The sequence below is a fragment of the Capsulimonas corticalis genome, from assembly GCF_003574315.2.
GTDB lineage: Bacteria > Armatimonadota > Armatimonadia > Armatimonadales > Capsulimonadaceae > Capsulimonas > Capsulimonas corticalis.
The window spans coordinates 3047735-3073462 of the sequence record NZ_AP025739.1 but is presented as its reverse complement, the minus strand read 5'-3'; the positions used below and the strand labels follow the sequence as shown (position 1 = coordinate 3073462).

18 protein-coding genes are annotated in these 25728 nt (G+C 61.9%); 6 read left to right on the top strand and 12 right to left on the bottom strand.

Annotation, left to right across the window (positions count from 1 at the left end; all coding sequences use genetic code 11):
* Window positions 1–8: 8 nt before the first annotated feature.
* The 10 genes from D5261_RS12970 to D5261_RS12925 all read right to left on the bottom strand — a co-directional run bounded on the left by D5261_RS12970 (window position 9) and on the right by D5261_RS12925 (window position 15687).
* Window positions 9–1475, bottom strand: coding sequence for a SulP family inorganic anion transporter (locus tag D5261_RS12970; RefSeq protein WP_119321442.1), 1467 nt, complete (start codon window positions 1473–1475; stop codon window positions 9–11).
* A 17-nt stretch (window positions 1476–1492) separates the two neighbouring features.
* The gene (locus tag D5261_RS12965; protein ID WP_119321441.1) at window positions 1493–2806 is read right to left on the bottom strand and encodes a glycoside hydrolase family 140 protein; all 1314 of its coding nucleotides are present in this window, start codon (window positions 2804–2806) and stop codon (window positions 1493–1495) included.
* Window positions 2800–3363: a zinc-binding dehydrogenase gene (locus D5261_RS12960; protein WP_218025581.1), complete on the bottom strand. Its 564-nt coding sequence runs from the start codon at window positions 3361–3363 to the stop codon at window positions 2800–2802. The genes D5261_RS12965 and D5261_RS12960 overlap by 7 nt, the downstream gene beginning before the upstream one ends.
* A gap of 37 nt (window positions 3364–3400) precedes the next feature.
* The gene (locus D5261_RS12955) at window positions 3401–4213 is read right to left on the bottom strand and encodes a sugar phosphate isomerase/epimerase family protein (RefSeq protein WP_125205969.1); all 813 of its coding nucleotides are present in this window, start codon (window positions 4211–4213) and stop codon (window positions 3401–3403) included.
* Window positions 4210–5049 (bottom strand): phosphogluconate dehydrogenase C-terminal domain-containing protein, encoded by an 840-nt coding sequence (locus D5261_RS12950; protein ID WP_119321439.1) that lies wholly within the window; start codon window positions 5047–5049, stop codon window positions 4210–4212. Before D5261_RS12950 ends, D5261_RS12955 begins: the two co-directional genes overlap by 4 nt.
* 34 nt (window positions 5050–5083) lie before the next feature.
* Window positions 5084–7060, bottom strand: a complete 1977-nt coding sequence (locus D5261_RS12945) for a D-apionate lactonase family protein (RefSeq protein WP_119321438.1) — start codon at window positions 7058–7060, stop codon at window positions 5084–5086.
* 265 nt (window positions 7061–7325) lie between these two features.
* On the bottom strand, window positions 7326–8354 hold the full coding sequence (locus tag D5261_RS12940; protein WP_119321520.1) for a Gfo/Idh/MocA family protein: 1029 nt from the start codon (window positions 8352–8354) through the stop codon (window positions 7326–7328).
* Window positions 8355–8409: 55 nt separating this feature from the next.
* Window positions 8410–11949, bottom strand: coding sequence for a PA14 domain-containing protein (locus D5261_RS12935; RefSeq protein ID WP_119321437.1), 3540 nt, complete (start codon window positions 11947–11949; stop codon window positions 8410–8412).
* A 229-nt stretch (window positions 11950–12178) separates the two neighbouring features.
* Window positions 12179–14335 (bottom strand): DUF6259 domain-containing protein, encoded by a 2157-nt coding sequence (locus D5261_RS12930; RefSeq protein WP_119321436.1) that lies wholly within the window; start codon window positions 14333–14335, stop codon window positions 12179–12181.
* Window positions 14336–14493: 158 nt separating this feature from the next.
* A complete protein-coding gene (locus D5261_RS12925) occupies window positions 14494–15687 on the bottom strand; it encodes a GntR family transcriptional regulator (RefSeq protein ID WP_125205968.1) in 1194 nt (397 codons plus the stop codon).
* Between the two features lie 304 nt (window positions 15688–15991).
* Between D5261_RS12925 and D5261_RS12920 the strand changes: the two genes are divergently transcribed.
* The 3 genes from D5261_RS12920 (at window position 15992) to D5261_RS12910 (ending at window position 17982) form a co-directional block, all read left to right on the top strand.
* On the top strand, window positions 15992–16795 hold the full coding sequence (locus tag D5261_RS12920) for a DUF1559 family PulG-like putative transporter (RefSeq protein ID WP_119321434.1): 804 nt from the start codon (window positions 15992–15994) through the stop codon (window positions 16793–16795).
* A gap of 15 nt (window positions 16796–16810) precedes the next feature.
* Window positions 16811–17083, top strand: a complete 273-nt coding sequence (locus D5261_RS12915; RefSeq protein ID WP_125205967.1) for a hypothetical protein — start codon at window positions 16811–16813, stop codon at window positions 17081–17083.
* 110 nt (window positions 17084–17193) lie between these two features.
* Entirely contained in the window at window positions 17194–17982 is a 789-nt protein-coding gene (locus tag D5261_RS12910; RefSeq protein WP_119321432.1) for a carbohydrate-binding family 9-like protein, read from the top strand.
* 53 nt (window positions 17983–18035) lie between these two features.
* Here D5261_RS12910 and D5261_RS12905 read toward each other — a convergent pair whose 3' ends face one another.
* Together D5261_RS12905 and D5261_RS12900 are read right to left on the bottom strand one after the other, a co-directional pair.
* The gene (locus D5261_RS12905; RefSeq protein WP_119321431.1) at window positions 18036–21410 is read right to left on the bottom strand and encodes a hypothetical protein; all 3375 of its coding nucleotides are present in this window, start codon (window positions 21408–21410) and stop codon (window positions 18036–18038) included.
* A 95-nt stretch (window positions 21411–21505) separates the two neighbouring features.
* Window positions 21506–22660, bottom strand: a complete 1155-nt coding sequence (locus D5261_RS12900) for a GntR family transcriptional regulator (RefSeq protein WP_119321430.1) — start codon at window positions 22658–22660, stop codon at window positions 21506–21508.
* A gap of 216 nt (window positions 22661–22876) precedes the next feature.
* Between D5261_RS12900 and D5261_RS12895 the strand changes: the two genes are divergently transcribed.
* The 3 genes from D5261_RS12895 (at window position 22877) to D5261_RS12880 (ending at window position 25693) form a co-directional block, all read left to right on the top strand.
* The gene (locus D5261_RS12895) at window positions 22877–23674 is read left to right on the top strand and encodes a DUF1559 family PulG-like putative transporter (protein ID WP_119321429.1); all 798 of its coding nucleotides are present in this window, start codon (window positions 22877–22879) and stop codon (window positions 23672–23674) included.
* A 224-nt stretch (window positions 23675–23898) separates the two neighbouring features.
* Entirely contained in the window at window positions 23899–24711 is an 813-nt protein-coding gene (locus tag D5261_RS33430; RefSeq protein WP_119321428.1) for a prepilin-type N-terminal cleavage/methylation domain-containing protein, read from the top strand.
* Window positions 24712–24784: 73 nt separating this feature from the next.
* Window positions 24785–25693, top strand: a complete 909-nt coding sequence (locus tag D5261_RS12880; RefSeq protein WP_119321427.1) for an alpha/beta hydrolase — start codon at window positions 24785–24787, stop codon at window positions 25691–25693.
* Window positions 25694–25728 lie beyond the last annotated feature (35 nt).

Here is a 25728-nt window from a genome sequence, read left to right as displayed (position 1 = left end):
TTCCTTTTCTAGCCGCGTATTAGGCTCTTATCGAACGCCGCGCCCGCGTTGTCCAGCATGCGCCGGCAATCGGCGCTCAGATGGCGTACGGAAAGCGTTTTCCCGACGGCCTGATACCGCCCCGCCAGCACGCGAACGGCCTCAAGCGCCGAGTGGTCGTGAAGGCGCGAAAATTGAAAGTCCGCGACAGTATGGACGGGATCGCTCGTCGGATCGAACAACTCGCCAAATACACGCGCCGAGCCGAAGAAGACCGGGCCATGGAGCTCATACACCCGACTGCCGTTTTCTTCAAACTTGCGAGCGGTGAGACGCGTTCCCGTCTCCCAGGCGAACTTCAGCGCCGAGACGACCACACCGATTAATACCGCCGTCGCCAGATTCGCCAGCACGGTTACCACCGACACGAGCACCAGCACGGCGGCGTCGCCGCGCGGAATACGATGCAGGATGCGCAGGCTGGACCAGGCGAATGTCTTGTAGACAACAAGAAACATCACGCCGACCAGGGCCGCCATCGGAACGAGGCCGATCAATCCCGACGCCGCGACGACAAACGCGAGAATGCAGCAGGCCTCCACCACCCCGGACAATCGGCCCCGGCCACCGGATTCGATGTTCAGAATGCTCTGCGCGATCATGGCGCAGCCGCCCATGCCGCCGCAGAAGCCCGTAACGATATTGCCCAATCCCTGGCCGACGCATTCCCGGTCGTGCGATGTCCGGGTCCCGGTCATCTCGTCCACCAGCGTCTGCGTCAGCAATGATTCCGTCAGCCCCACGCCCGCCAGCACCATGGCGTACGGCAACACGAGCCACAGCGTCGCCGCCGTGAGCGGCACGGCCGGCAGGCTCCAATGCGGAAACGCCCCATGCACCGACGCCAGGTCGCTCACCGTGCGCGTGCGCAGTCCCAATCCGTGCACAAACGCCGTCACGAACAAGATCGCCGCCAGCGATGACGGGACCGCCTTGGTGAGACGCGGCAGCAGCGCCGTAATCACAAGCGTCAGGACGGTCAGCCCGACCATCATCGCCAGCCCCGCCCCGCTCAGACCGCGAAACTGACGAAGCTGCGCGAGAAAGATCACAATCGCCAATCCGTTGACAAACCCAAGCATGACGGGGTGAGGAACCAGGCGGATAAAGCGCCCCCAGCGAAAGACGCCGATCAGGGCTTGGATCCCGCCCATCACCACGACGGCCGCGAAGAGATACGGCGCGCCGTACGTTGCCACCAGCGCCGTGGACACCACGGCGAGCGACCCGGCGCCGCCGGTGATCATGCCCGGCCGGCCGCCGATCAGCGCCGTCACCAATCCCGCCGTGAAGGCCGCATAAAGCCCCACAATCGGATTGACGCCCGCCACGAACGCGAAGGCCACCACTTCGGGCGCCATGGCGAAACTGACCGTGATTCCAGCCAGCGTTTCATTTTTGAGCGTCCTGAGCCGCGCCCGCGTATTGGCTGTCATCGTCGAACATCTTTCACTTAAGCCCCGGAATAGACCGAAGAGCCCGGAGACGGAAAAGCACAGCTTGCGTCGTCGAGCACGAGCACCCAGTCGTTTCCCGGCCCCGAGGACGGCGGCGTGAACTCCTTCACATTTTGACGCGGAACATCGCCGCCGAAGCGCGCGGCGCCGGTGCGCGGGTCGAACCAGTGCATCGTCTTCTTCTCTCCTGAGAGACGATCCAGATGGACACGGAACGGACGACCGGAAGCGCTGTAGATCAGCGCATATCGCCCGTGCGAATCTTGCGTCGCCTGGATATGGTCGGTTCCGATCGATGTGTCGCTTGCAAGCAATGGCTGCGCGGGAATGCGCGTCAGATACGGACGGGATTCGATCAGCGAACGCAGAATTCCCACCTGCCCCGATCCAGGAAAATGGATGGCCTCACGCCAGGGCGTATGCGCGTACGTCACCGGCGGCGCCCAGGCGGGATTTAAGAACTGCCAGATGTCATGACAGCCGTAGGTATGCCCGCAGGCGCCGGCGAAGACCGCGCCGTAGGCGGACTTACGGACATCGTAATCGTCCAGATAACCGTTGGCGGGATTGAAGGACGCCGGATGGTCTTCGTAGCCCGGCTCGCCGTCCAGGCAGGGTCTGACGGGCGTGCGGGCGTAGTCCGATTCGATGGCGTGATATGTATCGCGATTGCGATCATGCCCCGTCTGCCACATGTTGAAGTCGAGCCAGGGCTCGTCGTGCATCCATTGGGCCGACGAGTGGCCGCCGGGAGGGTGAAACGTACGAAGATGCGCGCCGCCGTCGCCTTCGGACAGCCCTTCGGCCATTGCCCGGATCATCTCTTTGTGCTCGTCGCTGAGAATATGGCGGTCGCCCCCCAGCACCCAGATCAGATTCGCGTTTCGATAACGGCGTCCCAGCCACTCTCCGTAAGCGCGGGCATTGGCCGGGGTAAAGATCTCGGGACCGGCGCCCCACGCCTTGTTCCACTTGTCGCCCCAGGTCGGCAGCAAGGCGACGGTCAATCCCAATGCATTCGCGCAGGCGATCAGCCAATCGGCGTGCGCGAAATACTCTTCGTTCGGCCGCAACGGATCGCTGTCGATCAAAGCGATCTGTCCATAGCGATTAGGCTTGGCGAATCCATACTCAACGAGCCCCACCATCTGAATGACCGTGAACTTCTTCGCCGCCCGGTCCTGAAGATAGAACTCGGCTTCCTCGCGGTCCAGCCGATACAAAATCTCCCAGGCGGTGTCGGCCAAATAAAAGAACGGGCGGCCATCGCCATGAACGAGAAATCTTCGGTTATCGCTGACTTTTAGCATGATGCCTCTCCGTGATTCGCGGACGGCGGCGTCTCGCGTGTCAAAATCGCTTTATGGACCGCGCCCGGCTGGGCGACGAACCTTTCAAAGACGCGCGGCGCTTCCCAGAGGCCAAACGCCGTCGCCATGCGCGCGTAAGTGATTTCTCCCATCTCCAGCAGGCGCAGCGCCTCAGGAAAACAGTTCGCCGAGGCGCGCGATCCCAGAATCGTCGCTTCCTTGCGCGTCAGGTCCAATCCCGGCAGCGAGACGGCGAGCCCATGCTTGACCAGGCCGACGATGACGATCCTCCCACCTGGCGCGACAAGGTCGATGGTCTGCTCCATGGCGCGCGTGCTCCCGGTCGCCGCGATCACGACTGGAGCGCCCTCGCCGTCTCCATTTGCCCGGACATCGGCCGGACCGCCACGACATTCGCGCCGAGGCTCCAGATCACTTCGATTAACGCCAGCGCCCGCCGCTTCAACCGCGACGACCATTTCGCCCGGCCCCGCCCGAGGCGTTTCCCATTCGCCGACGCGCATTGCGCCGGGCGCATCCATGATCGCCGCTTTCATCCGCAGTCACCTTCACATTGCGCCCTCACAGCGCCCTTCAATCCGGAATCAACGTTCTCATGTAGGCGACGCTGGATTCCGCCCAGCGATGCTCCTGAGCGATCGTCGCCTCCAGGCTCCCCGCCGCCGGCGTCCAGAGTTCCAGGATGGCGTTGACATCGCGCCCGGCGCCGCGCAGATGGTCCAGCACCCAGGGGATATCGAGCATCCCCTGCCCCGCCGCGCAGCCTGTCACTTCAAACCCCATCATGCCGGGGATGCGGCCGATCCGAAAATCCTTCACATGCAGGTTGACCGTATACGGCGCCAGCGATGGGACAACATCTCTGGGTGTCTCCAGCGCGCCCATCGAGTTCACGGTGTCCAGGCAGATCCCGCTGTGCCGGTCGCCCAGGGCTTCAATCATCCATTGCAGGACGGAAGCGGGAAAGCGGTCGTGATTCTCAATCGCGAACAGCACACCCGCCTCGATGAACTCCGGCAGAAACTGCTGGATTCGGGCGAGCGCCTCCTCGGGCGACGGCTCATCGCCGTCCTTGTCCACGACAAACCGGACGAACTTCGCCTTCAAACGCCGGGCAAGGGCGAGATGTCCCAGAACATTGTCGCCGGAGAGCCCCCGTGCGCCCAGTTCAATCTCCACCCCGTACTCTCCGGCGCGCGCGATCAGCTCCTCGAGTTCGGCGGCGTCCAGCTCCAGAAGCGGCAGATTGTCGCAGTATTGAACAACTCCAACGCCCAGCGCACGAGCGCGCTCCAGCAGTCCGAGCGCCGAAAGCGGCCGCTCGGGCATATGTCCCGGAACTCCGATCGCCCACGCGTAGGTGTAGGAACCGATCCCTAGTCTCAAGCGCCGCTCACCCCCCGCACAATGACCTGGACCTGCTCCTGAACGGATTCCGGCTCAAACAGCCGCTTCCAATCCGGCTGGAAGATCCGCTCTTTTCCGTATTCGATGATCAGCTTCGCGCCGTCCGAGAATGGCGAGCCGACCTCGCCGAAGACGATCGCCAGCGGGATATTGATATGCCCCAGCATGAAGTCGCGCGCCGCGTCCGGCGGCACGCCCCGGCGGATTGCCTCATCCATGGTCTCGCGAATGATCGTGATGCACGCCGCCGTGATGGTCTCCGCCATTGTCGGCTCCAGAATCGCCATCTGCTCCACGGTGATTCGGTGCGACCGCGTGACGGGGCCGTACATGGCGATGGCGATTGTTTCGGCCCGCGCGTAGTCTGCTTCCGTCCCCTGCATCAGCGCGCAGACGATCGCTTGTTTCGCCAGAACGCCGCCGAAGAAATCACGGCGCGCCTCGCCGGTCTCGTCGTTGAAGACCGGCGGGTGGCAGGGATGGGTGACGAAATAGGCGATATCCTCGCGGATCGGCAGTTCGCCGGCGGCGGCCGCCGCCGGATCGAGCAGCATCACCAGAGTTCCGGCCGCCAGCTTCGGAACCAATGCGCGGGCGATCTTTCCGAGCGCGCGATCCGGAACCGCCAGGATCACGACATCGGCCCCCGCGAGCGCTTCTTCCTCCGGCATGGGCGCGACGCCGATTCGGGCAAGCTCCGCAACGCCCGCTTCGCCGATCTCGACATAACGCATGGCGTATTCCGTATGCCGCAGATTGTTGGTCAAGCGGCGTCCCATCTTCCCGCCGGCGCCCACCAGGGCGATCGTTGTCATTTCCGTTTCTCTCCCATCTTAGAGTCCATTGATCTTAAAGCGCACTGCCGGCTTCTCTGTCATTGCAATCGATCCAGGCGACAGCGTAGCGGCGCAACGTCACTCGCCCATCCCGCGCCAGCGTCTCGCGATACGGCGCCGGAGACCGATCGTCCCTGGCCGTCGTCTCATCGAGAAGCCACGCCTCGGCGTTCTCGGCGCCCGCAATCCGCGCCTGCCGAACCTCGGCGGTGAGATTGGCGATCAGCAGCCGCTCGGACGCCCCGCGCCGAAGCCGCAATGCGGCAAGGCCCCGGGGAACGGGCAGAGCGGCGGCGAGCGCGTCCGCGCCGGCGTATTCCCCCAGCGCCTGAAGCACGTGATAGACCGGGAAAAGGGCCCCCGGGATCGAGGGGAAATGCTCTGGAATCAAAACGCCCGCCTCGATTTCCATCACGCCGCGCCATCCTGTCGTTTCAAACAAAGTCACGCTTTCGATCTGCGCCGCGCAGGCGCTCGCGAAAAACGCCGCCGTCCACGCCGCCGCGAAGAGCGACATCTGGCGCGGATCGACATTCTCCGGAAGCTCGTCCTCCGTTCGCTCCGATGCTCCCGAGGTTGCGACGGCGTTAAAACGAGGCTTCAGCGTCGCCGGAGAGATCACCGCCGGAACGCCGGGCGCAAAGTTTTGCACGGTTTTCCGAAGATCCGGAAGAACCGTACAGGTCTCCATCACCGATTCGTTGTCGAAGGCGTGCACCTGGGGATTGGCCGCGAACGAGACAAAATCCCAGGAGCGCGCATCCGGCCGATTGCGGTTCAGCTCCGCGAAATTGGCGTCGGAGCCGCCGCCCACCGCCGCGTCCGGCGTCCACGGGCGCATCGCCTCGCCCAAGCGCTGGACTACGGTATCGGACGCGACGAAACGGCCGTCTTCAAAAACGATCCATCGGACCACATTCGGGCGCAGACACTGAACGGCGAGCGTCAGTTCGTCCAGCGCGCGTTCGGAGGCCGCCGGCAAAAAGACTGCGATCTCCAGTCCGACCCCGAGCGCATGGGATTCTCGTACGGCGCGCTCCAACGTCTCTCGCCAATCGCCATCGCCCCAATGCAGATCGAAGCGCAAGTGGCCCAGACAGAGCGCCCGAAGGCGCTCCAGCTCACGGACGCTCAAAGTTCCGCCATGGCTCGCGGCCCCGAGGCCGATCTTCGGCGGGGCGTGGACGAACACCGCCGTCGGTGGGATCACGGGAACCTCAGCGGCGGCCTGGGACTCCCGGAGGGCCGAATGGTCTCCCTGCGCCGCGATCGTCACGGACTGCCGGACGCGCGCCTCTTTCTCGATCCATCGGGGATAGGGAGCCGATAGCGGCGTCGAATAGGTCTTGTAGGAGGCGTCCGTCCAGTTGCGCTGATCCTCGGTTTCAAAGATATCGCCGCGAAAACGCAGCCGCACCGCGCATCCCTCTCGCGTGACATATTGGAGGCTTTGCAGATTCTGGAACGGCTGGTGCGGCGCGACCAGAACGGGGAATCCCCCGGCAACGCTCCAGCCGGCGGCGTCCTCGATTTGGCAAGGCGTTCCCGCGCACTCGGCGGCGGTATGGTGGACGCACAGGCCGATCCGGTTATTCCAAAAGCCGGACAGCGCTTCCCCGTCGAACTCAAACACCAGCGAACCGCCGGCCGCGCCGAGTATCCGCGCCCTCCAGGAAAAATCGATCTCGCCCCGGCGGCTGCGCGCATCATAGGAAATGGCGAAGCCGTCGCGACGGATCGCCGTTTCCAGGTTGCTGATTTCCACGGGAACGACGCCCCAGTCCCGGTCACGCGCCGCCAGATAGATCCGCGAGGCGATTTCGCATCCTCCAAGCCGGATATTCCACAGGTCGCCGGCGGCGAAAACCGCCGTCAGCGGACCGGCGGCCAGCTCCAGGCGCTCCGGCAAAGGCCCGGGGCGGCCATAACGAATGATATTAAGGCCGGCGGCGCTTGCGCGGCTATGTCCTTCATTGATCGCATCCATCATTTGTCTTCTCACGGAAATCACAAGCGAAATTGTGAAGACATCAGAGGCCGGACGCGCGGCTCCAGATTTACTATCTCATGTTACGCAATCTCCGTGCCTGGCGGTTAAAACCGCAGCTAGAAGTGCACGATGCGCCCCTCAGGGCACTCAAGAAACGTGATCGAAAACGGTCCTGATCTGGAGTCCACGGAGGTGGACATCGTGCACTTCTAGCAGCGATTTCAATCGCCGGGCACGGCGTGCGTAACATCAGTGACCAAGACATTCAAAGGCCTTGCGTGATGACCTGGCCGCTCGCGGCCGATTCGTAGGCGGCGCGCACCAATCGCAGCGTCCGCAAATTATCCTCGGCGGATGTCTCCGCCGGCGCCCCGCCGTTCAGCGCTACGAACAGGTTCCGGCTGCAGGGAACGATGCTCGCCTGAACCAGATCGTAGGCGGGATCCGCCCATGAGTAGCGCGCAGGAGGGGAGCGCCGCGCCCATGTCCCCTGCCGCGTCGTGGTCCGCACCCAGTAATCGGGCGCCAGCTCAAGCGCGCCTTCCACGCCTTCGAGGAACAGATATGTCTCGGGAAACCGATCGTGTTCGTGCGGATTTCCCGAATAGGCCATGTTGCAGGTGACGACTACGCCGCTCTGCATCTCCATCATGACGGTCGCGACATCCTCGCCCCGAATATCCGAATGCACCCGCCGCGTCCGGCAGTAAACACTCTTCGCCTCGCCAAACAGAAACCGCGCCGTATCGAGAATATGCGTTCCGATATCCGTCAGAAGGAACTGATCGAGCTCTTTGAGAAACGGCTGGTTGTCAAACACGGGAAATCCGGTGATGAAGTCGATGCGGGCACGAAATATTTCGCCGATCGCTCCCTCCTCTAGAATCGCGCGGACAATACGGATTGGCTCCTGCCAGCGCCAATTCTCGTGCACATACAGCGGAACGCCCGCCGCGCGGCACGCCTCCGCCATACGTTCGGCAGCCTCAACCGTCGGCCCCAGCGGCTTCTGGCAGATCGCCGGAATCCGATGCTCGGCCGCGAGCAGAACGAGCGCCTCGTGCGCCTCGGGGCCGGCCACGATATCCACAAAGTCCGGGCGTTCCCGAAGCAGCGCCGTCTCGGCGTCTTCGTAGACTTTTGGCGCGCCAAACTCCCGCGCCAACGCGCCGGCTTTCTCCCGGGACCGATCACAAATGGCGACACACGCCGCACCTTCGATCTCCCCCCAGCCCGCCAGCTGATACCGCGCCCAAAAGCCCGCTCCCATCATCACAAAACGCGATTTGTTCATAACGCTATCCGATGGCGTTCCATAAGACCAGAGAGGGACCGAGATCCTGGCGCCGTTATTTCCCGGCGCCAAACTCCAGTTCGTTCGACCAGTGCTCCACCCAGTCTTCATGGAAGGATCCATTGCGCTTGGCGACGCTGCGGTGTTTGGACAGCTCCATCGTGGGGCCATCGGTGTTGTCGTTGACTCGATAGCTGAACTTGATGGTTTGTCCGGCGTCGATGCGCTTTTTCACCAGCGGCATCTCAGTCCAGGGGATCGCGCACTCCACGATGCGGGTGTCGCCGTCGCGCTTGATCACTAACTTGCCGTCCGTGACCGGGCCGTCGAATGGCGAGGCGGGCTGACGGGGATAGAAATGCTTGCGCGGCATCCCTGGGACTTGCAGTCGCCAGATCTCCACGCCGCCGCCATATTGCTCGGCAACGGGATTCAGGGCGTACTCGTAGTCCGTGTCGTCATAGCTGACAAAGCCGGGCATCGCGCCGGGAACTGTCGGGTTATATCGTTTTTGATCGGGATCGAGGACATTGAACGCGATCTGGACATTGTCGTGGTTTGGCGCATTACCAGCGGGCAGATCGGGATCTTTGCGATATGAATACCGGCGAATCCCATCCGGCCAGGTCAGCGTCTGCATCGGCGAACTCGTAAAGACCGGATCTGGATACTCTTTGTCCGCCCACGTAAAGTTGATAACGGGATCGACCCTTGCGGCCTTCACGTCCGCAAGGGCCGTTCCCATGGAGTATTGCGCCGTGAGTCCGCCCGCATGGCCGCCGGCGTCGAACAAACAGTCCGAAGGGACGATCTGGCGCGGCTCTGAATTACTGCGCCAGAAGAGCTGCGCCGTTCCGCCTCCCCCGCTGTTGAAGTACTCCATCTTGATATCGTACTTGCGGCCGGCTTCCAATGTCACTGTTCCGGCGTCCTCGGTCGGGCCGTGGTCAGTCCAATTGTCGACTACCGGCTTGCCGTCGATCCAAAGACGAACGCCGTCGTCGGAGACAGTGGAAAACGTATACGTCTCAGAGTACTTCGGCTGTATCTGCCCCGTCCACCGCGCCGAGAAGATCGAGCCACTGGAAGTGTTCTTGGCGTAAGACGTCGCGGGATAGAAATACGCGTCGTCGTCGCGTTTGGCGAACCGCACCATCCCGGGATCGGGCGTGCTGTCGGCGATCTTGGCGGCGAAGTAGAAGTACTTCGCATCGTACGCCAGATACGCGTTCGCCAGGCCGTTCTTGGCGCCGGAATTGAAGGCTTTGAACGGCAGCCACGCCTGCTCCATCATCGTCGGCGTGCTCGCGCCGCTGGCCGCGATCGTCTGCGGCAAAACGCCGCTCCAATCCGTCAGATCGCCGTCCACCGCAATCGTCTTTCGGGGAATAAAATTGACGCGCATGACTTCCTGATGCGTGGAGACGCCGTCCTTGCCGGCGTCAAACGTTACGGACATCGGGTAGGCGTTCGCGGGATTCGGCGCGCCGCCGCCGACCTTCACCGGCACGGTCAGCGTCTGATTCGGCCCGAAGCGAAGCGTCTTCGGGAACGCGACATTCAAGCCTCCGAGCGTCACGGACAGACGCCCCGCAACCGGACGGTTCAGCACGTTGGTCATGGACAAACGCACGGCGGGATGGCTCTCGACAGGCGCGGTCATGTCGTGGGCGACCACGGCGATCGGCTCCATTCCATCGAGACGCGCCGTTTGCAATGCGCTCACCAGACTCGCGAAGCCGCCGCGCGCGCCACCCGAGCGGAGGAAGTAGCCGCGCCCATCGAGCGGGATCACGATCCTGCCGTCCTTCGACGGGACCGGGTTGCCGTAGAAGTCGTAAAGGCCGTACTTGCCGCCGCCGTCGGGCAGAGTCATCTGGGCGCCGGTCAGCGTGTCCCGCGTGTCGAGCTGCGTTTGCAGAGCGAGACGAGTCGCGGGCGACGCATCGGCGGACAGCGCGGCCAGTTGCTTTTTCAACGCGGCCTTGCGGCGCAGCTCGGCGTAGCCGCGCGCGCCGGCGAATTGCGGCGGCAGGTTGTCCTCACCGAACTCCTCGCCGAGATCCCCGACCACCACCACGGTCCCGTCTTCGGCATTCCCATTCACGCCGTCGAAGACCATCACCCAGGGCAGGCCATTGTGGAACAGCAGCGTTCGGTAGGTGCGCTCGCCGATAAAGTGCGTCGCCGCGCCGACCGCGGCGGCCGTGGACCAGGCGCTGACCGTCGTGACGGGTTTGACGCCGCCGTCGGCCAGACGCCGATTGGTGGATTTCGTCTCGACGATATTCCCGCCGTACACTCCCATGGCGCGGTCGTACCCCGCCGCCCGGTCTCCGGCGACGACGGCGGCGACGCGGTCGTCCACATTGGCGACCCAGCTTTCGGTGTCCCAGATCTTGACTCGCCCGTTATATCCTTTGTGATCGATCCAGTGCTTGAGGTTGGAGGTCGGCGACAACCCCTGATAGTGGATCGAAAGAAAATCGAACATCGGGTCAAACGTGTTCTTGCCATCCGTGAAAAACTTATCCATGGCGTTCGACGAAGAATCGCCGCCGCCGACCAGCACCTGCACGCCGTCGCTTTGGCGCGCGGCGGCGACGCCCTGGAACATGTGGGTGTAAATCTCCCGGTAGCGCAGCACATCCGCCCCCCATCCTGAGATGGAGATCCCTTCCCAGGGTTCGTTCCAGAGGGAAAACGCCGTCACAGGACCTTTGGGCCAGCCGTAGTCGCGGGCGAACCGATTGCAGAACTTCTGGAAATCCGGATCGTAGCTCGGCTTCCAGGCCAGGTCGAACTTGGTGTCCTGCATCACCCCCTGATCGTCAAGCCACGGGCGCGGACGGCCAAGCGGCTGCATATCGCCATAGAACTCGCCGCCGCCCGCCATAAAAAGCACGGTGACGCCGGCGTCGTGATACGCCTTCAGCTCCTTGCCGCGCTCTGCGTACCAGCTCTCGAAATCTTTGTCCGTCGTCGGCTTATAGCCGACGCCCCAGCGGATCGCATGCGTTCCCAATCGCGTCAGCACCGGTAGCGGGAGATCGTCCAGACAGAAGTGCGGGTACTGCACCTTGCGCGGATCCGCCTTGAAGGTGCGGACGCAGCTCGTCAAAAACTGCCGCCCCATCGGCCCCAGATCCAGCACCAGCGCGTAGCCGCCAAACCGCGCGGGAATCTTCGGCGCGACAACAAGGTCCATGAATCCATTCGGCGCAATATGCACGGAGACCGGAACCGACGCCGCGTCGGCGATCTTGAACATCGTCGGCGTCCACACATCGCCCGGCCGGCCGCGCGTCCCATAGCCGATCACCTCGACCCTGCCCCGCGCATCGATCGCCTGCCCGGTGGTATTGACAACCTGAAACGTAAACTTCGGCTGCTCGCCCGGCCACATCACATTGCCGGGAATGCTGCTCTCCACCAGCGACGCCGAATACCCCCGCGCCGCCTTGCCGCCCCCCAAACCCAGCGTTTGATCGTAATCGACCATGCCCGAACCGGTCACCATCTGCGCATGGCACAGTGAACCGGCGGCAAACGGCAGCAGCGCCAGCGCCGCCGCGCAAGCCTTCGTGATATTCATCCGAGAATTCCTGTCTGTTTCATCATGGGGATGGTCCCTCAAACTCGCACCTAGCCTTCGGGCGGCCCCTGCAAACCCACCCCGGCGCTTCGCGCCACCCCTCCCGCCGACGGGAAGGGTTATTTCAGAGCGTGTTATCGCAGGCCGCTACCATAAGAGGCGATCTTACTCACCCTTCCCGTCGGCGGGAGGGGTCGGCCGAAGGCCGGGGGTGGGTTTGCAGGGCATCTCAAACTCTCACCTCATAAGCCCGGAAATCATGCCCCTCCAGCGCAACGCGCGCCGTTCCCGCATGAACGGGAACGCGGTCACCGGTCACGCGGTCGAACAGTACGCCCGCCGCCATGCCCAGGGGCAGTGTCAGGTCGATTTCGCAGGCTGCTCCCGAAGTCGATCCGACCGTGACGACGGGAGGCAGGCTCTCAAACAAGGCGGCGATGGCGCCGGGGCTCGACACTTCGATGTCGGCGACGGACATTGGCGCTTCGGTGATTTCGGGGAAGGAATCGAAGTAACGGCGTGTGCGACGAGCCAAATCGCCCATCTGGGCGCGCGCGGGTTCATGCGCGTAGATCCGGTGTCCGTGAACGGCGTTCCAGATGTGCCGCGCCCGAGGGGATTTCGCGGGACTGTCTCCCCAGCTTTCAAAGACGCGCATTTCGGGATGCAGGAAGCGCAGCAGCGGGACGCCGAAGCTGTCCTTGCTCCAATCGTGCGTGTGCGATAGGGAGCCGTCCACGAATTCGCGCGCCAGGTCCGCCGCGCCTTCGATCAGCAGCACCGTCTCGGGATTGACCCGGTCCACCGCCGCGCGCACGCGCCGCAGCAGATCGCGCACGCCCCAGGTCCAGATATCCGGATGCGGGTGATTGTGGGCCGGATTGAAGCAGCGATGGTAATCCGTCGCGCCGATCGAATCGATAAAGAAACCGTCGACTCCGAGCGAGCGCACGATGTCCGCGCAGGACTCGGCGAGCCAGTCGGCCCATTCCGGGCAGGCGGGACAGGGATGCCAGAAGCCCTTGTAGTGCTCGTACGGCGTCCCGTCCTCCTGAAGCAGCGCCCAGTCGCGGCCGCGCGATTTGCCGATTCGCGACCGTTTCCAGAGGATCAGTCCCTCGACATAGTAGAAGACGCGTCCGCCGGCGCGGTGGACGGCGTCCACGCCGGCGCGCGCGGCGCTCGGGCCTCCTAAGTTTTCGGCGGCGTAGTGATAATCGCCCCGGTTCTGCCAGTTGTGCGTGTCGCCCAGCATCTCGGCGTCATGGAATCCCGGCAGGTGGAAGACGTCGCTTCCAATCGCGCGCTTGTTCTCCAGCAGCGTGGGATAATCGTGAAAGGATTGGTTCCGGCGCACCATGGCGTCGCCCATATCCTCCGAAACAAACGTCGTGTTCCGCCACCACTGCGCCGGGGAGCGGCGCAGCGCCACATGAGCGCGGCGCTCGCGCAGCCAGAGCGCGCCGGCTTTCCAGGAGCCATGATAGGCGTACGTTCGAATCGGCCCGAAATCGGCGGCGTCGCCGCGCAGCTCCATGGGAGCCTCGTGGGTGCGGCTCCAATTCTCGGCCGTCATGTCGTCGTCCGTCAGTCCAAGTTCCGAAACGGCGCGAAAGCGGCGCGTGTGGCGCACGCCGACAAACGGCCCCAGGTCTTCTTCTCCGGCCAGACGTTCTTCCCCTTCCAACGCTGGCGGAAAGAAAGAGCCTGCGCAAAAGGCGCGCTGGACACAAGCGCCGGGTTCGGCGGCGTAGTCGGCCAGGTTGTCGTCCAGCAGAGCGAGGCCGCGTCCGCCGCCTTCCGCCAGCATCACCGGCGACGCAAAGTTACCGATGTACGTGCGGCACACGGCCCGGCCATTCAGCCCCGAAAACACGGATCCGGAGTTCGCCGGCAGGATCGCCCGATCCGTCTCTGCGTGATCGAAGACGATGCGTGAGAACAGCGGCAGGTAGAAATCCGCCTCCCAGGTCTCATCGCCGTTCCAGCCCGCTTGACCGCGCCACGACGCCACATGGCCCTCCACCGAAACCTCGAGCGCGAATTGCAGCGGCAGCGTTTCATGATCGAAATAGGCGAGCAGGCGGCGCTCGCCGCGCGACATACCGGTGATCCGGAACGCCTCCAGCCCAAACCGCTGCCCCATGCCCGGTCCGCGCCGAACGATCACGGCAAGCGGATTTCCCACGGCGCCGCTATGAGCAAGTTCGTCCTCCGCTTCGCAATGCAGCAGCGTTTTTCCATCCTCACGCTGCATCTGAGCCAGCGCGAGGCGTCCGTCCGACAGCGAAAACGTCAGCGTCAGACCGGGACCGGAAATCTGGAACGTCTCCGGCTTGGCGAAAGTCTCGGCGGAGGATTCGTAAGTCAGGGTGCTGGAATGCATGGAAACCTTCTTTAGTGGAAATGCTGTATGGCGACAGGCGCGACAAAACTTAAGACGATTGTCAGAATATCATACTCCACCATCGCCTACTTGTCAATATATTTTATACATCCGCGCGAAATTATTCGCAAAAACGCATAAGTAAATAATAAATTTACTTATGCGTTTTGTGGAAGGATTTTCGGATCGCCGACGGCGTCCGAAAGGACGATCACTTTGGGAGGGATCATTCGGAGCTGCGGCTCGCTGGGCAATCGTCCTTCCAGGCGGTCGAGGAGGAGCTGAACAAGTTCCGCGCCGATCCTGTGGTTGTCTTTATCGACGGTGATGTCCGGCCGCGCCGTCTCCCATCCGGCCTCGCGCTCCGGGGCGTCCTCCCAGTAGTTGTCATATCCCGCCAGAAGCACGTCGCGGTTCGGCTGCCTGCCGAACATCCGACAGGCGGCCGCGTAGCTGAACACCAATCCGTCGGTCGCCAGCAGCAGGGCGTCGCACGCGTCGTCGCCAACCATCACTTCGATCAGAGTCGCGGCGCGCGTACGGGTCACTGCGTCGAATTCGGCCCGGGTCACGGGCGCGTCTCCCGGCACGGGGTTGCCGATCGGCGCCATCGGCGCCAGACCAGCTTCGCGCATCGCCCGCTCATATCCCGCGATGCGGCGCGCCCCCCAGTGGAACTCGTCCGTCAGCGGCATAATCGGCAGAATACGCCGGCGACCGCGCGCGATCAGCCATTGCGTCAATTCATACGCGCCCTGCTCATGATCGGACTCCACGCGGTCGCAGACGACGCTGCCGGGGGGCTGATCCATCTCCGCGATCGGCACGCCGGCCTTCACAAACGAGGAGATGATCATCTGCAAGTGAGCGACATCCAGCTCATTTTCTCCGTAAACGATCGCTCCCAGCGTACGCTGCGTGGTCAGCCATTCAATGTCGCGCTCAGTCACGCGATCGGGATGCAGCAGGATCGCGTGCTTGCCGGCCTCCGAGACCCGCTCCAATACTCCCGCCGTGGTATGGATCGCCCAGCCGGGCGAATGGTACGTCCGCTGCGCGGCGACGCCGCCGTATGGCGTGAAGACGGCGATGGTGTCCGTCATCGGCCCGGCGGCGGCGCCGGCCGCCGGCTCCGCGACAAACGTCCCGTGCCCGCGCCGCCGCGTGATCAGCCCCTCGCGCTCCAGCAGCGTATGCGCGCGGATGATGGTCGGCTTGGTGATCCCGGACTTCAGATGCAGCTCGGCGAAGGTCGGAAGCTGGTCGCCGGGCTTCAGGGACCCTCCGCGAATGAGATCGCGCAGTTCGGAAGCAAGGCGCTCGTATTTTCTCGGTTTGAATTCAATAGTCACGGCCTTAGTATAACATCGTTCTCCCCATTGGTCAATCTTTCTTCGCCTTCTTGTCAATATTTATTTTACAAATTAGCCGTAGTTATCTCAACGGCGCTTGTTTCGCCATGGATGAGTGGGAATCGCTCACAAAAAGTCGTATTCAGACTGTCTGAACGAGCGTGTGAGGGGATTTTCATGTGACAAGTCCCAGGCAAAAAACAAGACATGTAAAATTATTATTGACTGATATGCAATCCTGTGATATACTCGGTTCATAAAGCGCAAATGAAGCGCCTAATACATTCGTATTCAAGGAGAACTTATGAAGAGCAAAGGTTTTACATTGATCGAGCTTCTCGTAGTTATCGCAATCATTGCGATACTTGCGGCGATTCTTTTCCCTGTCTTCGCCAAGGCTCGCGAAAAGGCCCGGCAGATCAGCTGCGCCAGTAACCTCAAGCAGATTGGGTTAGCCGCCGTGCAATACGTACAGGACTACGATGAGAAGGGGGGCTTTTCGTATTCGCCCTTCGGCGGCAGCGTGTGGCCTCAGCTTTCACCGTACATCAAAAATTACGACCCCAATACGGGGCAAGGCGCGGGAGCATCGGTGATTAGCTGCCCGGATGTCGCCACACGAAAAAGCACCTATTCAGTCAACTCGCAAGTTTGGGGACTGCTGGACCCAAGACCGCTCGGAAGCCGCGCCGGCGCGGAGTTCTATGGAGACACCGTATCGATCGCGAAAATCGATGCCCCGGCGACTATCGTGTTCGCTTTTGACAGCGTGACGAATTTAGCAGGGAACGGTCTCGCGGAATCGGCGGGTGAAAGCGCGACCCCGCATCCCGCCATGATCAAGGATCACTCCTCGGAAAGCTGGGCCAACGACTATTTAGGAACGTTTTGGAATAATAAGCAAGTCGCATGGCGGCACACAGCCGGGGCAAACTTCGCTTTTTGCGATGGTCATGTAAAGTTCTTCAAGCAAGGAACCTTGAAGGACGAGAACTGGGACGTTCGCTGCAAACCAGGAGTGGGCTGCGAAGACAATCAATTTGACGCGAGCAAATATCCCGCCGCCGATCCCAGCTGCAACAATGAATCCACGATTAACTGCCAGTAGAAAGGTAAAGTCTTCGTGAAATGTCCATTACACAAGGGCATGTTTGTCGTTTGCAGCGTGCTGTTCGGGAGTTTCTTTCTCTTCGGATGCGGAAGTAAAGGAGCGCCGGATTCCCCGGTGGCCGTATCTCCCGCGAACAGCACTCCGCCGGAAACGCAATCCTGGATCGCCCAAAAAATCAAGGACACCGGCGGAGACTACCAGAAACTCTCACCGGAAGATAAGCAGCAGTTCGATTCACTCGGGCGAGGTCATGGGGAGATGTTCTTCAATATGTCCAAACACTAATCTTCTGGGACGATCGGCCCGCGACGAAACACGCAATCCAATAAAACGTCGCGGGCTTTTTCCAAGCGCTTGTAACAAAAATAATCCCCCGCCAAGGCCAACTCACAGAGATGAAATCGATCGTAACCATCGCATACTTGGCCGCTTTGTCGCTCGGAACGGCGCAAAGCGGTTTTGCCCTCGCGCGCACGCCGCCCACCCTTTCGGTTCCCCGTACGCCCACGACGCCGAAATTGGACGCGGACCCGGCGGATCCCGCCTGGAAGGACGCCGCCGCGATCCCCGCGCTGGGCCTTTGTCTGGGAGATCAACAAAAAGATCTCCACCCCCTCGCCACGCAAGTCAAGCTCCTCTGGTCGGAAGACGCGCTCTACGTCCGCTTTCTCTGCGACGACGACCAACAATACATTCCCAATCATGGGCATGATTCCCCGATCTGGAAAGGCGACGCCGTGGAGGTTTTTCTGGACGTGAAAGGCGACGCGCGGCAGTGGATCGAGCTGGAGGTCAGCCCCAGCAACGATACGTTCGATCAGCTCGCGACCCTGACCGCCGAGCCGCGCAGCGACGCCGACGGCCTTCTGGAATCGGAGGTCTCACAGCGGGATTGGTGGACGGATCTTTCCTGGGATCTCGACGGCTGGCGCACGGCCGCGCGGATCGACGCGCATGGCGGCTGGATCGTCGATATGGCGATCCCCGCCTCGGCGCTGCGCCGTTTGGGACGAAACAAGTACGCTCCGCTGACGATGCGCGCGAACTTCATCCGCTACAAATACCTCCCCGCCCCCGCCGGCGAAGCGCGCCGCCTGCTGGCGATGGACTGGGCGCCGGTCGTCTATGGCTGCCCGCACCTCTCCCCGCAAGCCATGGGATATCTCCAGCTTCAGACAAAATAATTACCGGCGGAGAGATGGAAAATCTCTCCGCCGGTTTTCTTTCCCGACCGATCTTACTTCGCCGGCGGATCGGCCACCGCGTCGAAGGAGACGTTGCCGCTGCCGGCCGTCTGCACCCACGAGACCGTGAGTGTTTGATTGGCGGACGCCGCCTTGTAGGTCAGTGTGTAGAGGCCATAGAAATGCTGGCCGTCGGTATTGCCCGGCTTATCGTATCCCAGGCTGGTGTCCACATAATCCGCGGCCGAGCCGTCGGAGAGATGCGCGGTCAGCTTGGCGTCGCTGTTCCAGCCGCCCGCCCAGATCTTCGCCGTCTTGGCCGTTGTTCCGGCGGGAAGCGTCACGCTGAAACCGTTGCCGGTCCCGGCGGTGAAGACGCCCGTCTTGCTGCCGGAGACGCTGCCGTGCGGCGTCCCGTCGGTCCAGGTAAAGCCGGTCATATTGTCGCTGAAGGTCGAGAGATAGCTGGAGCCGATCAGCGTCAAAGCGCTGATCGCTCCCACAGCGCCGCCCGAACCGTTGGACTTATGATCGATCCCCGTACCGCTGTATCCCCAGTGCGCCCAGTCGATCGAGCCGTCGGTGGTCAGGTTTTCAGTCGTGGCGCTGGTGATGCTGGCCGCGCTGCCCGTGAGCGAGCCGCTGGGACCGGAGAGCGGGAAGTTGACGCTGTCCACGGAGCAGACCGCATGAGACGTCGCGTTGGTGGTGAACTGGAGGCCAATCGCATTGAGAGGCGTGACCGCATTGGTAGGAACCGTCAGCGTCACCGTATTCCACTGCCCCGCCGTGAGGTTGACCGTATTTCCCGCCCAGCCCCAGTTGGCGTCCTGGCTGAACGCGCTCGCCGAAACGACCGAGCCGCCGGACGGAACCCAGACATGGTATGTGACGGTCGCGCCCGCCGCCGGCATGGGCGTGGACGATCCAGTGTTGAGGACGCGCACCGAGGCGGTATCGGCGCCTGACGTGTTGAGCGTGACGGCAAGCGCCCCGCTTCCGGCGTACGTCTGGGACGTGGACGCCGTCACGCCGCAGTTGGCGCTCAATGCGCTCCACCCCTGCACGCCGCTTTCGAAGTTATAAACGGCGGTGTCCTGCAAGCCGCTGCTCTTATCGCCAATGACGTAGCTGTTCCCTCCAAATCCAATGATCACCTTGGCGTAGGTGTCCCAGGACGCCGCCATGCAGGTCGGCTGATCGAAGATGCCGGCGGGGTAGTAGGCGATCCGCATCCACGTCGCGCCGCCGTCGTTAGAGCGGAAAACGCCCCAGTTGGCGTCGCCGGTCCGGCGTCCGTAAACATAGACGCTGTAGGACTGGTCGCCCGAAATGCCGCTGCCCGCGCCCAGCGTCAGGCTAATGGCGTAGTCGAAGGCGTTGGTGTTCGTGAAGTTCGCGCCGCCGTTCGTGGAGTGCCAGAGCCCGTGCGCCGATGCCCCTTCCCAGCCGTCCACAAACCAGAGATCGTTCTGGACATTTCGGTTCACGCCGATCTGGCCGTGATGAGTGGAGGTGGGCAGACCGTTCGACTGCTGCGTCCAGGTGACGCCGCCATCCGTGGAGACGAAGAAGCCCGGCCAGACGAGGTTCAGGTAGAACTTGTTCGCCACAAACGGATCGGCCACCAATTGCCGCTGCTTGAGCACGAAGGTCCAGTCGCCGGTGGCGCCGTTGAGCTTGCCGTAATTGCCGGAGGACGTATCCGCCGGGAACGTCGTGCTCAGACGCCAGCTCGAACCGCCGTCGGTGGAGTAGTAAGGGGGGTAATTCTGACTCGGAAGCCAGACCAGATGGTCGGCGCCGTTGCCCCAGCCGTTGCGCCGCGAGATGGCGATGCTGCCGGCCTGGTTGACCTGATTGCCGCTCGGATCCTTCGGATAAGCCCCAAACGCATGCCAGCTCGTTCCCCCATCGGTGGAGTATCCGGAATAGTTCAATCCGGAGCCCGTGAAATTGACGTCCGCGCTGACAACCGCGAGATACGCTGAGTTGTTCGGGCAGTACGCCACACTCGTTCCGTTGGAGATCAATTGATTTTGCAATGGAATCTGGGTGGCCGTGAACTGCGCGGGGTCGCTGATCACCAAACCGGTGGCGTCCTCCACCGCAACCACCGTTTTGCCGCCGGGCGGCATGATGACGTCGTGCGTGACAAACTCTTCGATGCCCTGCGACTGGATCGTCCAGTACGGCGGATTCGTGTCCGTCTCGCTGTTGGTGGGCGAATAGGTCAGCACGCCTTCGTTGCCCATGGGAACCCAGAGCGTTCCGTTCTTATCGTAGTATATACCGCCATTGGAGCGATACCCCTGTGGATTTTGCGGAACCCATCCCAGCGAGTTCGCAAAGTAGAACTGGCGTCCCGCGGACGTATAGCTGCTCCCAAAGTTCGCGTAGAGCAGCGCGCCGCCGTCGCCCACGGCCCAGTAGTGCGTAGCGTTGTGCGGATCCACCGCGATGCCGACGATCGTTTCGTAGACGCCGGACGTGAAGTAGTCCTGCTGTGTCTGCCAGGAGCCGTTATAGTAGCGCCACACCACGGAGCCGCTGTTAGTCGCGGCCCAGAATGCGCCATCCGGCCCGACCGTCGATGTGGTGGCGTGCCCCTCGATCCCCTGGCCGCTGGCGATATCGGTCCAGTTCGAGCCGCCGTCCGAGCTTTTGAGGATTGGCCCGCTGGGATTGACGACGTAGATACTCTTGGAGACGGTCTGACCAAAGTTACTGACAGTCCCGTCGGTCGGCGCGAAGCGCACGCCGAGTAAACCGGCGGAGGAAGACGGCGCGCCGCCGCCCGTCACCTGAGTCCAGTTCACGCCGCCATTTGTGCTGCGCCAGAGGCCGTTGTCGAGCGAGGCGTAGTAGAGGATCGACGAATTGTTCGGATCCACCATCATCCGCTCACCCAGCGAACGCTGACTGCCGTTGGGGTTCATATCGATGTTGAGATCGCTGCCCGTGAATGTCTGCCCCCCATCGACGCTTTTGTAAACACTGCCTTTAACCGCCGTGTACTGGGACGAAACATCGTTCGAAAATCCATTCTTATAAGCGAGATAGATAACATTAGTTGCTTTAGAATCAAAAGCAATGCTCTCCACTCCGCTCTGTCCCGGCGCGGGAGACGCCGCCGAAGGCATGCCGGCGGGGCTGCCCTGATTGTGAACTACCATGGGGATCCAGCGGCTTGTGGCGCTGTTCCAGCGATAGGCGTTGCCGACATCGGTGCGGCAGTAACGCACATTGGCGTCGAGCGGATGTGTCAGGAACCCGGTGACGAAGCCGCCCGCCCCGATTGTGACGGACCTCCAGTTATAAATATCGTCCGCCGACGCCGGGGGCGTCCCCAATGCGCCGCCCAGCCAGCCCCCCACGATGAGGAGAGCGGCGGCTCCGTGAATCCGTCCGGTAAGTTTCCGAGTCATGTTTTTTCCATCTCCTTTGACATCAAGCACATCTGTATTACTTTTGTATCTTTTAGAACTAAATTAACCGATCGCGATCCCTCCTTCTTCAATATTTATCGAGAAGCTTTCATCGGCAATGTCAGGGACGACGGCCCGATGGTCACGAAATCCTTCTCCGGCTGCTTGCCCGCCATCACGGCGTCCAGGAGCTGGAACATGGCGCGGACGATCTCTTCCGGGTCCACCAGCACCTGTGTCAGGACATCGTCGAACGCATACAGCGTGGCGGCGCCTTTGTTGGCGTGCGTGGCGACCTGGATCTTTCGGCCGGCCGCGCTGCGCTGGAGAACCTTCATCGCCCCAAGCGCCATCAAGTCGTTGGTCAGGATCAGCCCGTCGGTCTCCTCGGCAAGTCCCTCATTCAGCAGCCGCTCGGCCGCCCAGGCGCCCTGCTCCTGAAGCAGCGGCGGATCCATCTGCTGCGCGTAGCTCCAGACCCGATCGGCCTGAAACGGCAGATGGCTGGCCTCCAGAACTTCGCGAAACGCCTCGACGTCACGGTCCAGCGACGCTTCCTGCTTGATGGCCGGATTACGCCAGTCGACAATATGGACATAATGGCCGGCGATCCAAAGGCGCGGGCGTTTGCAGCCACGCTCGATCAGATGCTTCGCGGCGAGCCGCACGATCTCTTCCCCTGAGATCACGACATGCCACTGCCCGAGGCCGGCGAAACCGATGACCGGAACGCCTTGCCCACGGATCCATTCCACGGTCTCCAGTTCGAGACCGACGCCAAGAACGCCGCTGATCCGCCCCGTCTCAATGAGCCGCGTCAAATGGTCGTCCAGCGCCTGGAGTCGCCCGTCCTTGGCGTGCAGGATATGGACGGTGAACGAATCCGAGCGAATCTCGCTGCGCGCCTGGGCGGCGAGGATAAATTTGCTCCACAGGATATCCCAGAACGGCGATGCGACGCGTTCTCGAAAGAAATCGACTCGGAACAACAATGCGATGCTGCGGTTCGTGATCTTCGGCGACACGAAGATCCCGCTTCCGCGCCGGCGCCGAATGACTTCCTGCGCCTCCAATTGCTCCAGCGCGTCGTTGATCGTCGAACGGCTCGTCCCGAAGGAGAGGCACAGTTCGCTGACCGTGGGCAATTTCGCGTCAGGCCCGCTCTGGTGCGCCAGCTCCGAGAGCCGACGGTGCACCGACTGGACCTTCGTTTCCTGATTGGGTTCTATCCGCGCCTTCTGTGTTGTCATGACTGATGTTCAAATTATCCTGGGATAAGTATACTGCACCATCATAGCAAAGGATCCGAAATTTGTCAAAGCATTTCGGAAATATTCGGTATTAACCGTAAATAATGGGATTTTTATATCGTCTGAAAAATAACACTTGACGAAATGAGAAGAATGGTCTTATAATTATCCCAGGATAATCAATCGCATTATACCGGTATCACCAGGAGTGTACGAATGAAGAAATCATCGACATCGGCTTTTACCTTGATCGAGCTGCTCGTTGTGATAGCCATCATTGCTATTCTTGCCGCTATTCTCTTCCCCGTCTTCGCCAAAGCCCGTGAGAAAGCGCGGCAGACGCAGTGTCTCAGCAACCTCAAGCAGCTTGGGCTGGGTTTTGTGCAATATACGCAAGACAACGACGAGACTTTCCCCTCCAGCAACTTTGGAGATAACGGCCAGTATTCCAATACATGGGGATGGGCTGGAAAGATCTACCCGTATGTCAAGTCGCGCGGCGTTTATACCTGCCCGGACGACAGCACGCAAAGCGCCGGCAATCGCTCCGCGCTCTCTTATTCCTGGAACCGCGCCCTGGCGCCGTGGCAGACCAACCCCACCGGCGGAAACCTGGCCGGACTCAATTCGCCGGCCAAGACGGTGATGCTGTGCGAAATCACCGGCCTGACCACGGACGTCACCGACGTCAACGAACAGGGATCCATCGCTGGCTACGGCACCACCTGCGACTATCTGAACCCGGCGTCCGGATTCAGCCTGAAATACGACACCGGCTATATGGATAACCAGAACGGCAACGCCTTCGGCAAGTGTACGCAGAACCCCACGGGCCGGCACACCGACGGCTCCAACTATCTGCTCTCCGACGGCCATGTGAAGTTCCTGCGCGGCGCGGCGGTTTCGCCGGGCATGCCTCCCACATCCGCGACCTCGGCGCCGGACTACACCAACCTCCTCGCCGCCGGCACGGAGTATTCCGGTCCGTACGCCGCGACGTTCAGCGCGCGCTAAAAACGCCGAACGAAGAATCCATCCGCAAGCTTGACAACAATCGCGATAGGTTATATACTGCATTAGATAACTTGACGTGTCAAGCTTGCGGAGATCGCGCGGGAAGGAGGCGCCAACATCCCACATTCTGTCCGGATAACCAATGACGTATTTTTGTATTAAAAGAAATAATAGCAATCCAGATATCGATCGCTCTCGAAAACTTAGGCACTAGGAGAAAACAGATGAAACGCACCGGATTTACTTTGATTGAGCTTCTCGTTGTCATCGCAATCATTGCGATACTGGCGGCCATTCTCTTCCCCGTCTTCGCACAGGCGCGGGAGAAAGCCCGGCAAACGTCCTGCGCCTCCAATGAGCGGCAGATGGGGATGGCGGCGCTGCAATACGTTCAGGACAACGACGAAATCTATCCGTTCGCCAACGGTACGGCCGCGGATGGAAGCGACCTCTCCTGGACTGACTTCCTCAAGCCGTATTCCCAGTCAAATCTCGTCAGCCAGTGCCCCGACCAGAAGAACACCTTCATTGGCCTCGACGCTCAGACGCCTCCACACCGCAACGACGGCTACTCGCTCTCCGCGCTGATGGCGGGATCGGCGCTGGCGCAGGTTGTCCGCCCCGCTTCGACCATCCTGATTACCGAATCCACTCAGTGGAAGAATGGCGGCCCTTGGGAAGTCGTCGGCGCCGCGTTCCACCAGGCGAACTGGGCGATGCCCGACGGCAGCCAGGATCCGAACTTCTGGAGCAGCTGGAACACGGCCTCCGCCGGCTGGAGCCCGAATGAGCGGCTGGTCTCGGACGCACAGGCGAAAGCGGCTGGAAGCTGTGTCGACGGCTCCCCCTTCCAGGACGGCGGATCCGGATCCGCCGACTCCGGCGGCAACCCGTTCGGCTCGCCCTGCGGCCCGCAGAATGTCGCGTTGCGTCACAACAACGGCGCCAATGTGGCGTTCACCGACGGCCATGTGAAGTATCTGCAGCGCGGCAAGTTCACCCGCCAGATGTTCGTTCCGGCCTATCCGAACGACTAATCTCCATCGCCAGCGGCGATCCGAAGACCTTTCTTCGGATCGCCTCATTTCACCGCAGAGAACTCACATTCCCATGACATCCCAGCGACTTGCCGCCCTTCTCTCTTTCTCACTTCTCATCGGCTGTGTGGCGAACGGACAGGCGGATACGCCGGCGACGCCCTCTCCCATCACATTCAACCTGTGGCCGAACACAGCTCCCGGCGAAACGGGATCCAGCGCCGGAGACGCCGCGACGGATTCGACCGGGCGCTACGGCGAAATCTCCAAGCTCTCCAACATTACCTGTCCGCAATTGACCGTTTACCCGATCGCCGACGGCAAGAAGACCCATCCCACGGTCCTGATCTTCCCCGGCGGCGGCTACTACGTCGTCACCACCGATATCGAAGGCTCCGAGATCGCCCACTGGCTCAATGGGCTGGGCTGCGCGGCCGCTGTACTGCATTACCGGGTCCCGGACGGACAGGTCCCCAGCCCCCAGCGCCGCGAACCCGCGTTTCAGGACGCCCAGCGGGCGATGTCCCTGCTGCGCTCGCGCGCCGGGGAATTCGGAATCGATCCCGCGCGGCTGGGCGTCATCGGCTTCTCGGCCGGCGGACATCTGGCGGCGAGACTCTCCTGCTCGGATGGCGCCCGCACTTACGACACCGTCGACGCGGCGGACAAATTCAGCGATCGTCCCAGCTTCACCCTGCTCATCTATCCCGCCTATCTCTGGAACAAAGCCTCCCAGTCTCCGGCGCCGGAAGTGCAGCCAACGGCGTCCACCCCGCCGATGTTCCTGGCCCAAACCCGCGATGACGATCTGTTCGACGTCACCGACTACGCCAAAGCGCTGCAAAAAAACGGGACGCCGAACCACTGTATCGCCTACGATTCCGGAGGCCACGGCTACGGCCTGCGCCTCTCCAAAGACCTGCCCGCCAGCCATTGGCCCACGGAAGCCGCGCTCTGGATTCAGCGGCAAACGCGCAAATAATATTTTCTTGACAATCATTGCAATCAGCGATATAC

Coding starts and splice junctions, on each gene's coding strand:
- D5261_RS33430 (WP_119321428.1), top strand. CDS start 23,899: ATGAAACGCACCGGATTTACTTTGATTGAGCTTCTCGTTGTCATCGCA.
- D5261_RS12965 (WP_119321441.1), bottom strand. CDS start 2,806: ATGCTAAAAGTCAGCGATAACCGAAGATTTCTCGTTCATGGCGATGGC.
- D5261_RS12920 (WP_119321434.1), top strand. CDS start 15,992: ATGAAGAGCAAAGGTTTTACATTGATCGAGCTTCTCGTAGTTATCGCA.
- D5261_RS12940 (WP_119321520.1), bottom strand. CDS start 8,354: ATGAACAAATCGCGTTTTGTGATGATGGGAGCGGGCTTTTGGGCGCGG.
- D5261_RS12900 (WP_119321430.1), bottom strand. CDS start 22,660: ATGACAACACAGAAGGCGCGGATAGAACCCAATCAGGAAACGAAGGTC.
- D5261_RS12910 (WP_119321432.1), top strand. CDS start 17,194: ATGAAATCGATCGTAACCATCGCATACTTGGCCGCTTTGTCGCTCGGA.
- D5261_RS12895 (WP_119321429.1), top strand. CDS start 22,877: ATGAAGAAATCATCGACATCGGCTTTTACCTTGATCGAGCTGCTCGTT.
- D5261_RS12905 (WP_119321431.1), bottom strand. CDS start 21,410: ATGACTCGGAAACTTACCGGACGGATTCACGGAGCCGCCGCTCTCCTC.
- D5261_RS12950 (WP_119321439.1), bottom strand. CDS start 5,049: ATGACAACGATCGCCCTGGTGGGCGCCGGCGGGAAGATGGGACGCCGC.
- D5261_RS12945 (WP_119321438.1), bottom strand. CDS start 7,060: ATGATGGATGCGATCAATGAAGGACATAGCCGCGCAAGCGCCGCCGGC.
- D5261_RS12880 (WP_119321427.1), top strand. CDS start 24,785: ATGACATCCCAGCGACTTGCCGCCCTTCTCTCTTTCTCACTTCTCATC.
- D5261_RS12970 (WP_119321442.1), bottom strand. CDS start 1,475: ATGACAGCCAATACGCGGGCGCGGCTCAGGACGCTCAAAAATGAAACG.
- D5261_RS12930 (WP_119321436.1), bottom strand. CDS start 14,335: ATGCATTCCAGCACCCTGACTTACGAATCCTCCGCCGAGACTTTCGCC.
- D5261_RS12935 (WP_119321437.1), bottom strand. CDS start 11,949: ATGAATATCACGAAGGCTTGCGCGGCGGCGCTGGCGCTGCTGCCGTTT.
- D5261_RS12960 (WP_218025581.1), bottom strand. CDS start 3,363: ATGAAAGCGGCGATCATGGATGCGCCCGGCGCAATGCGCGTCGGCGAA.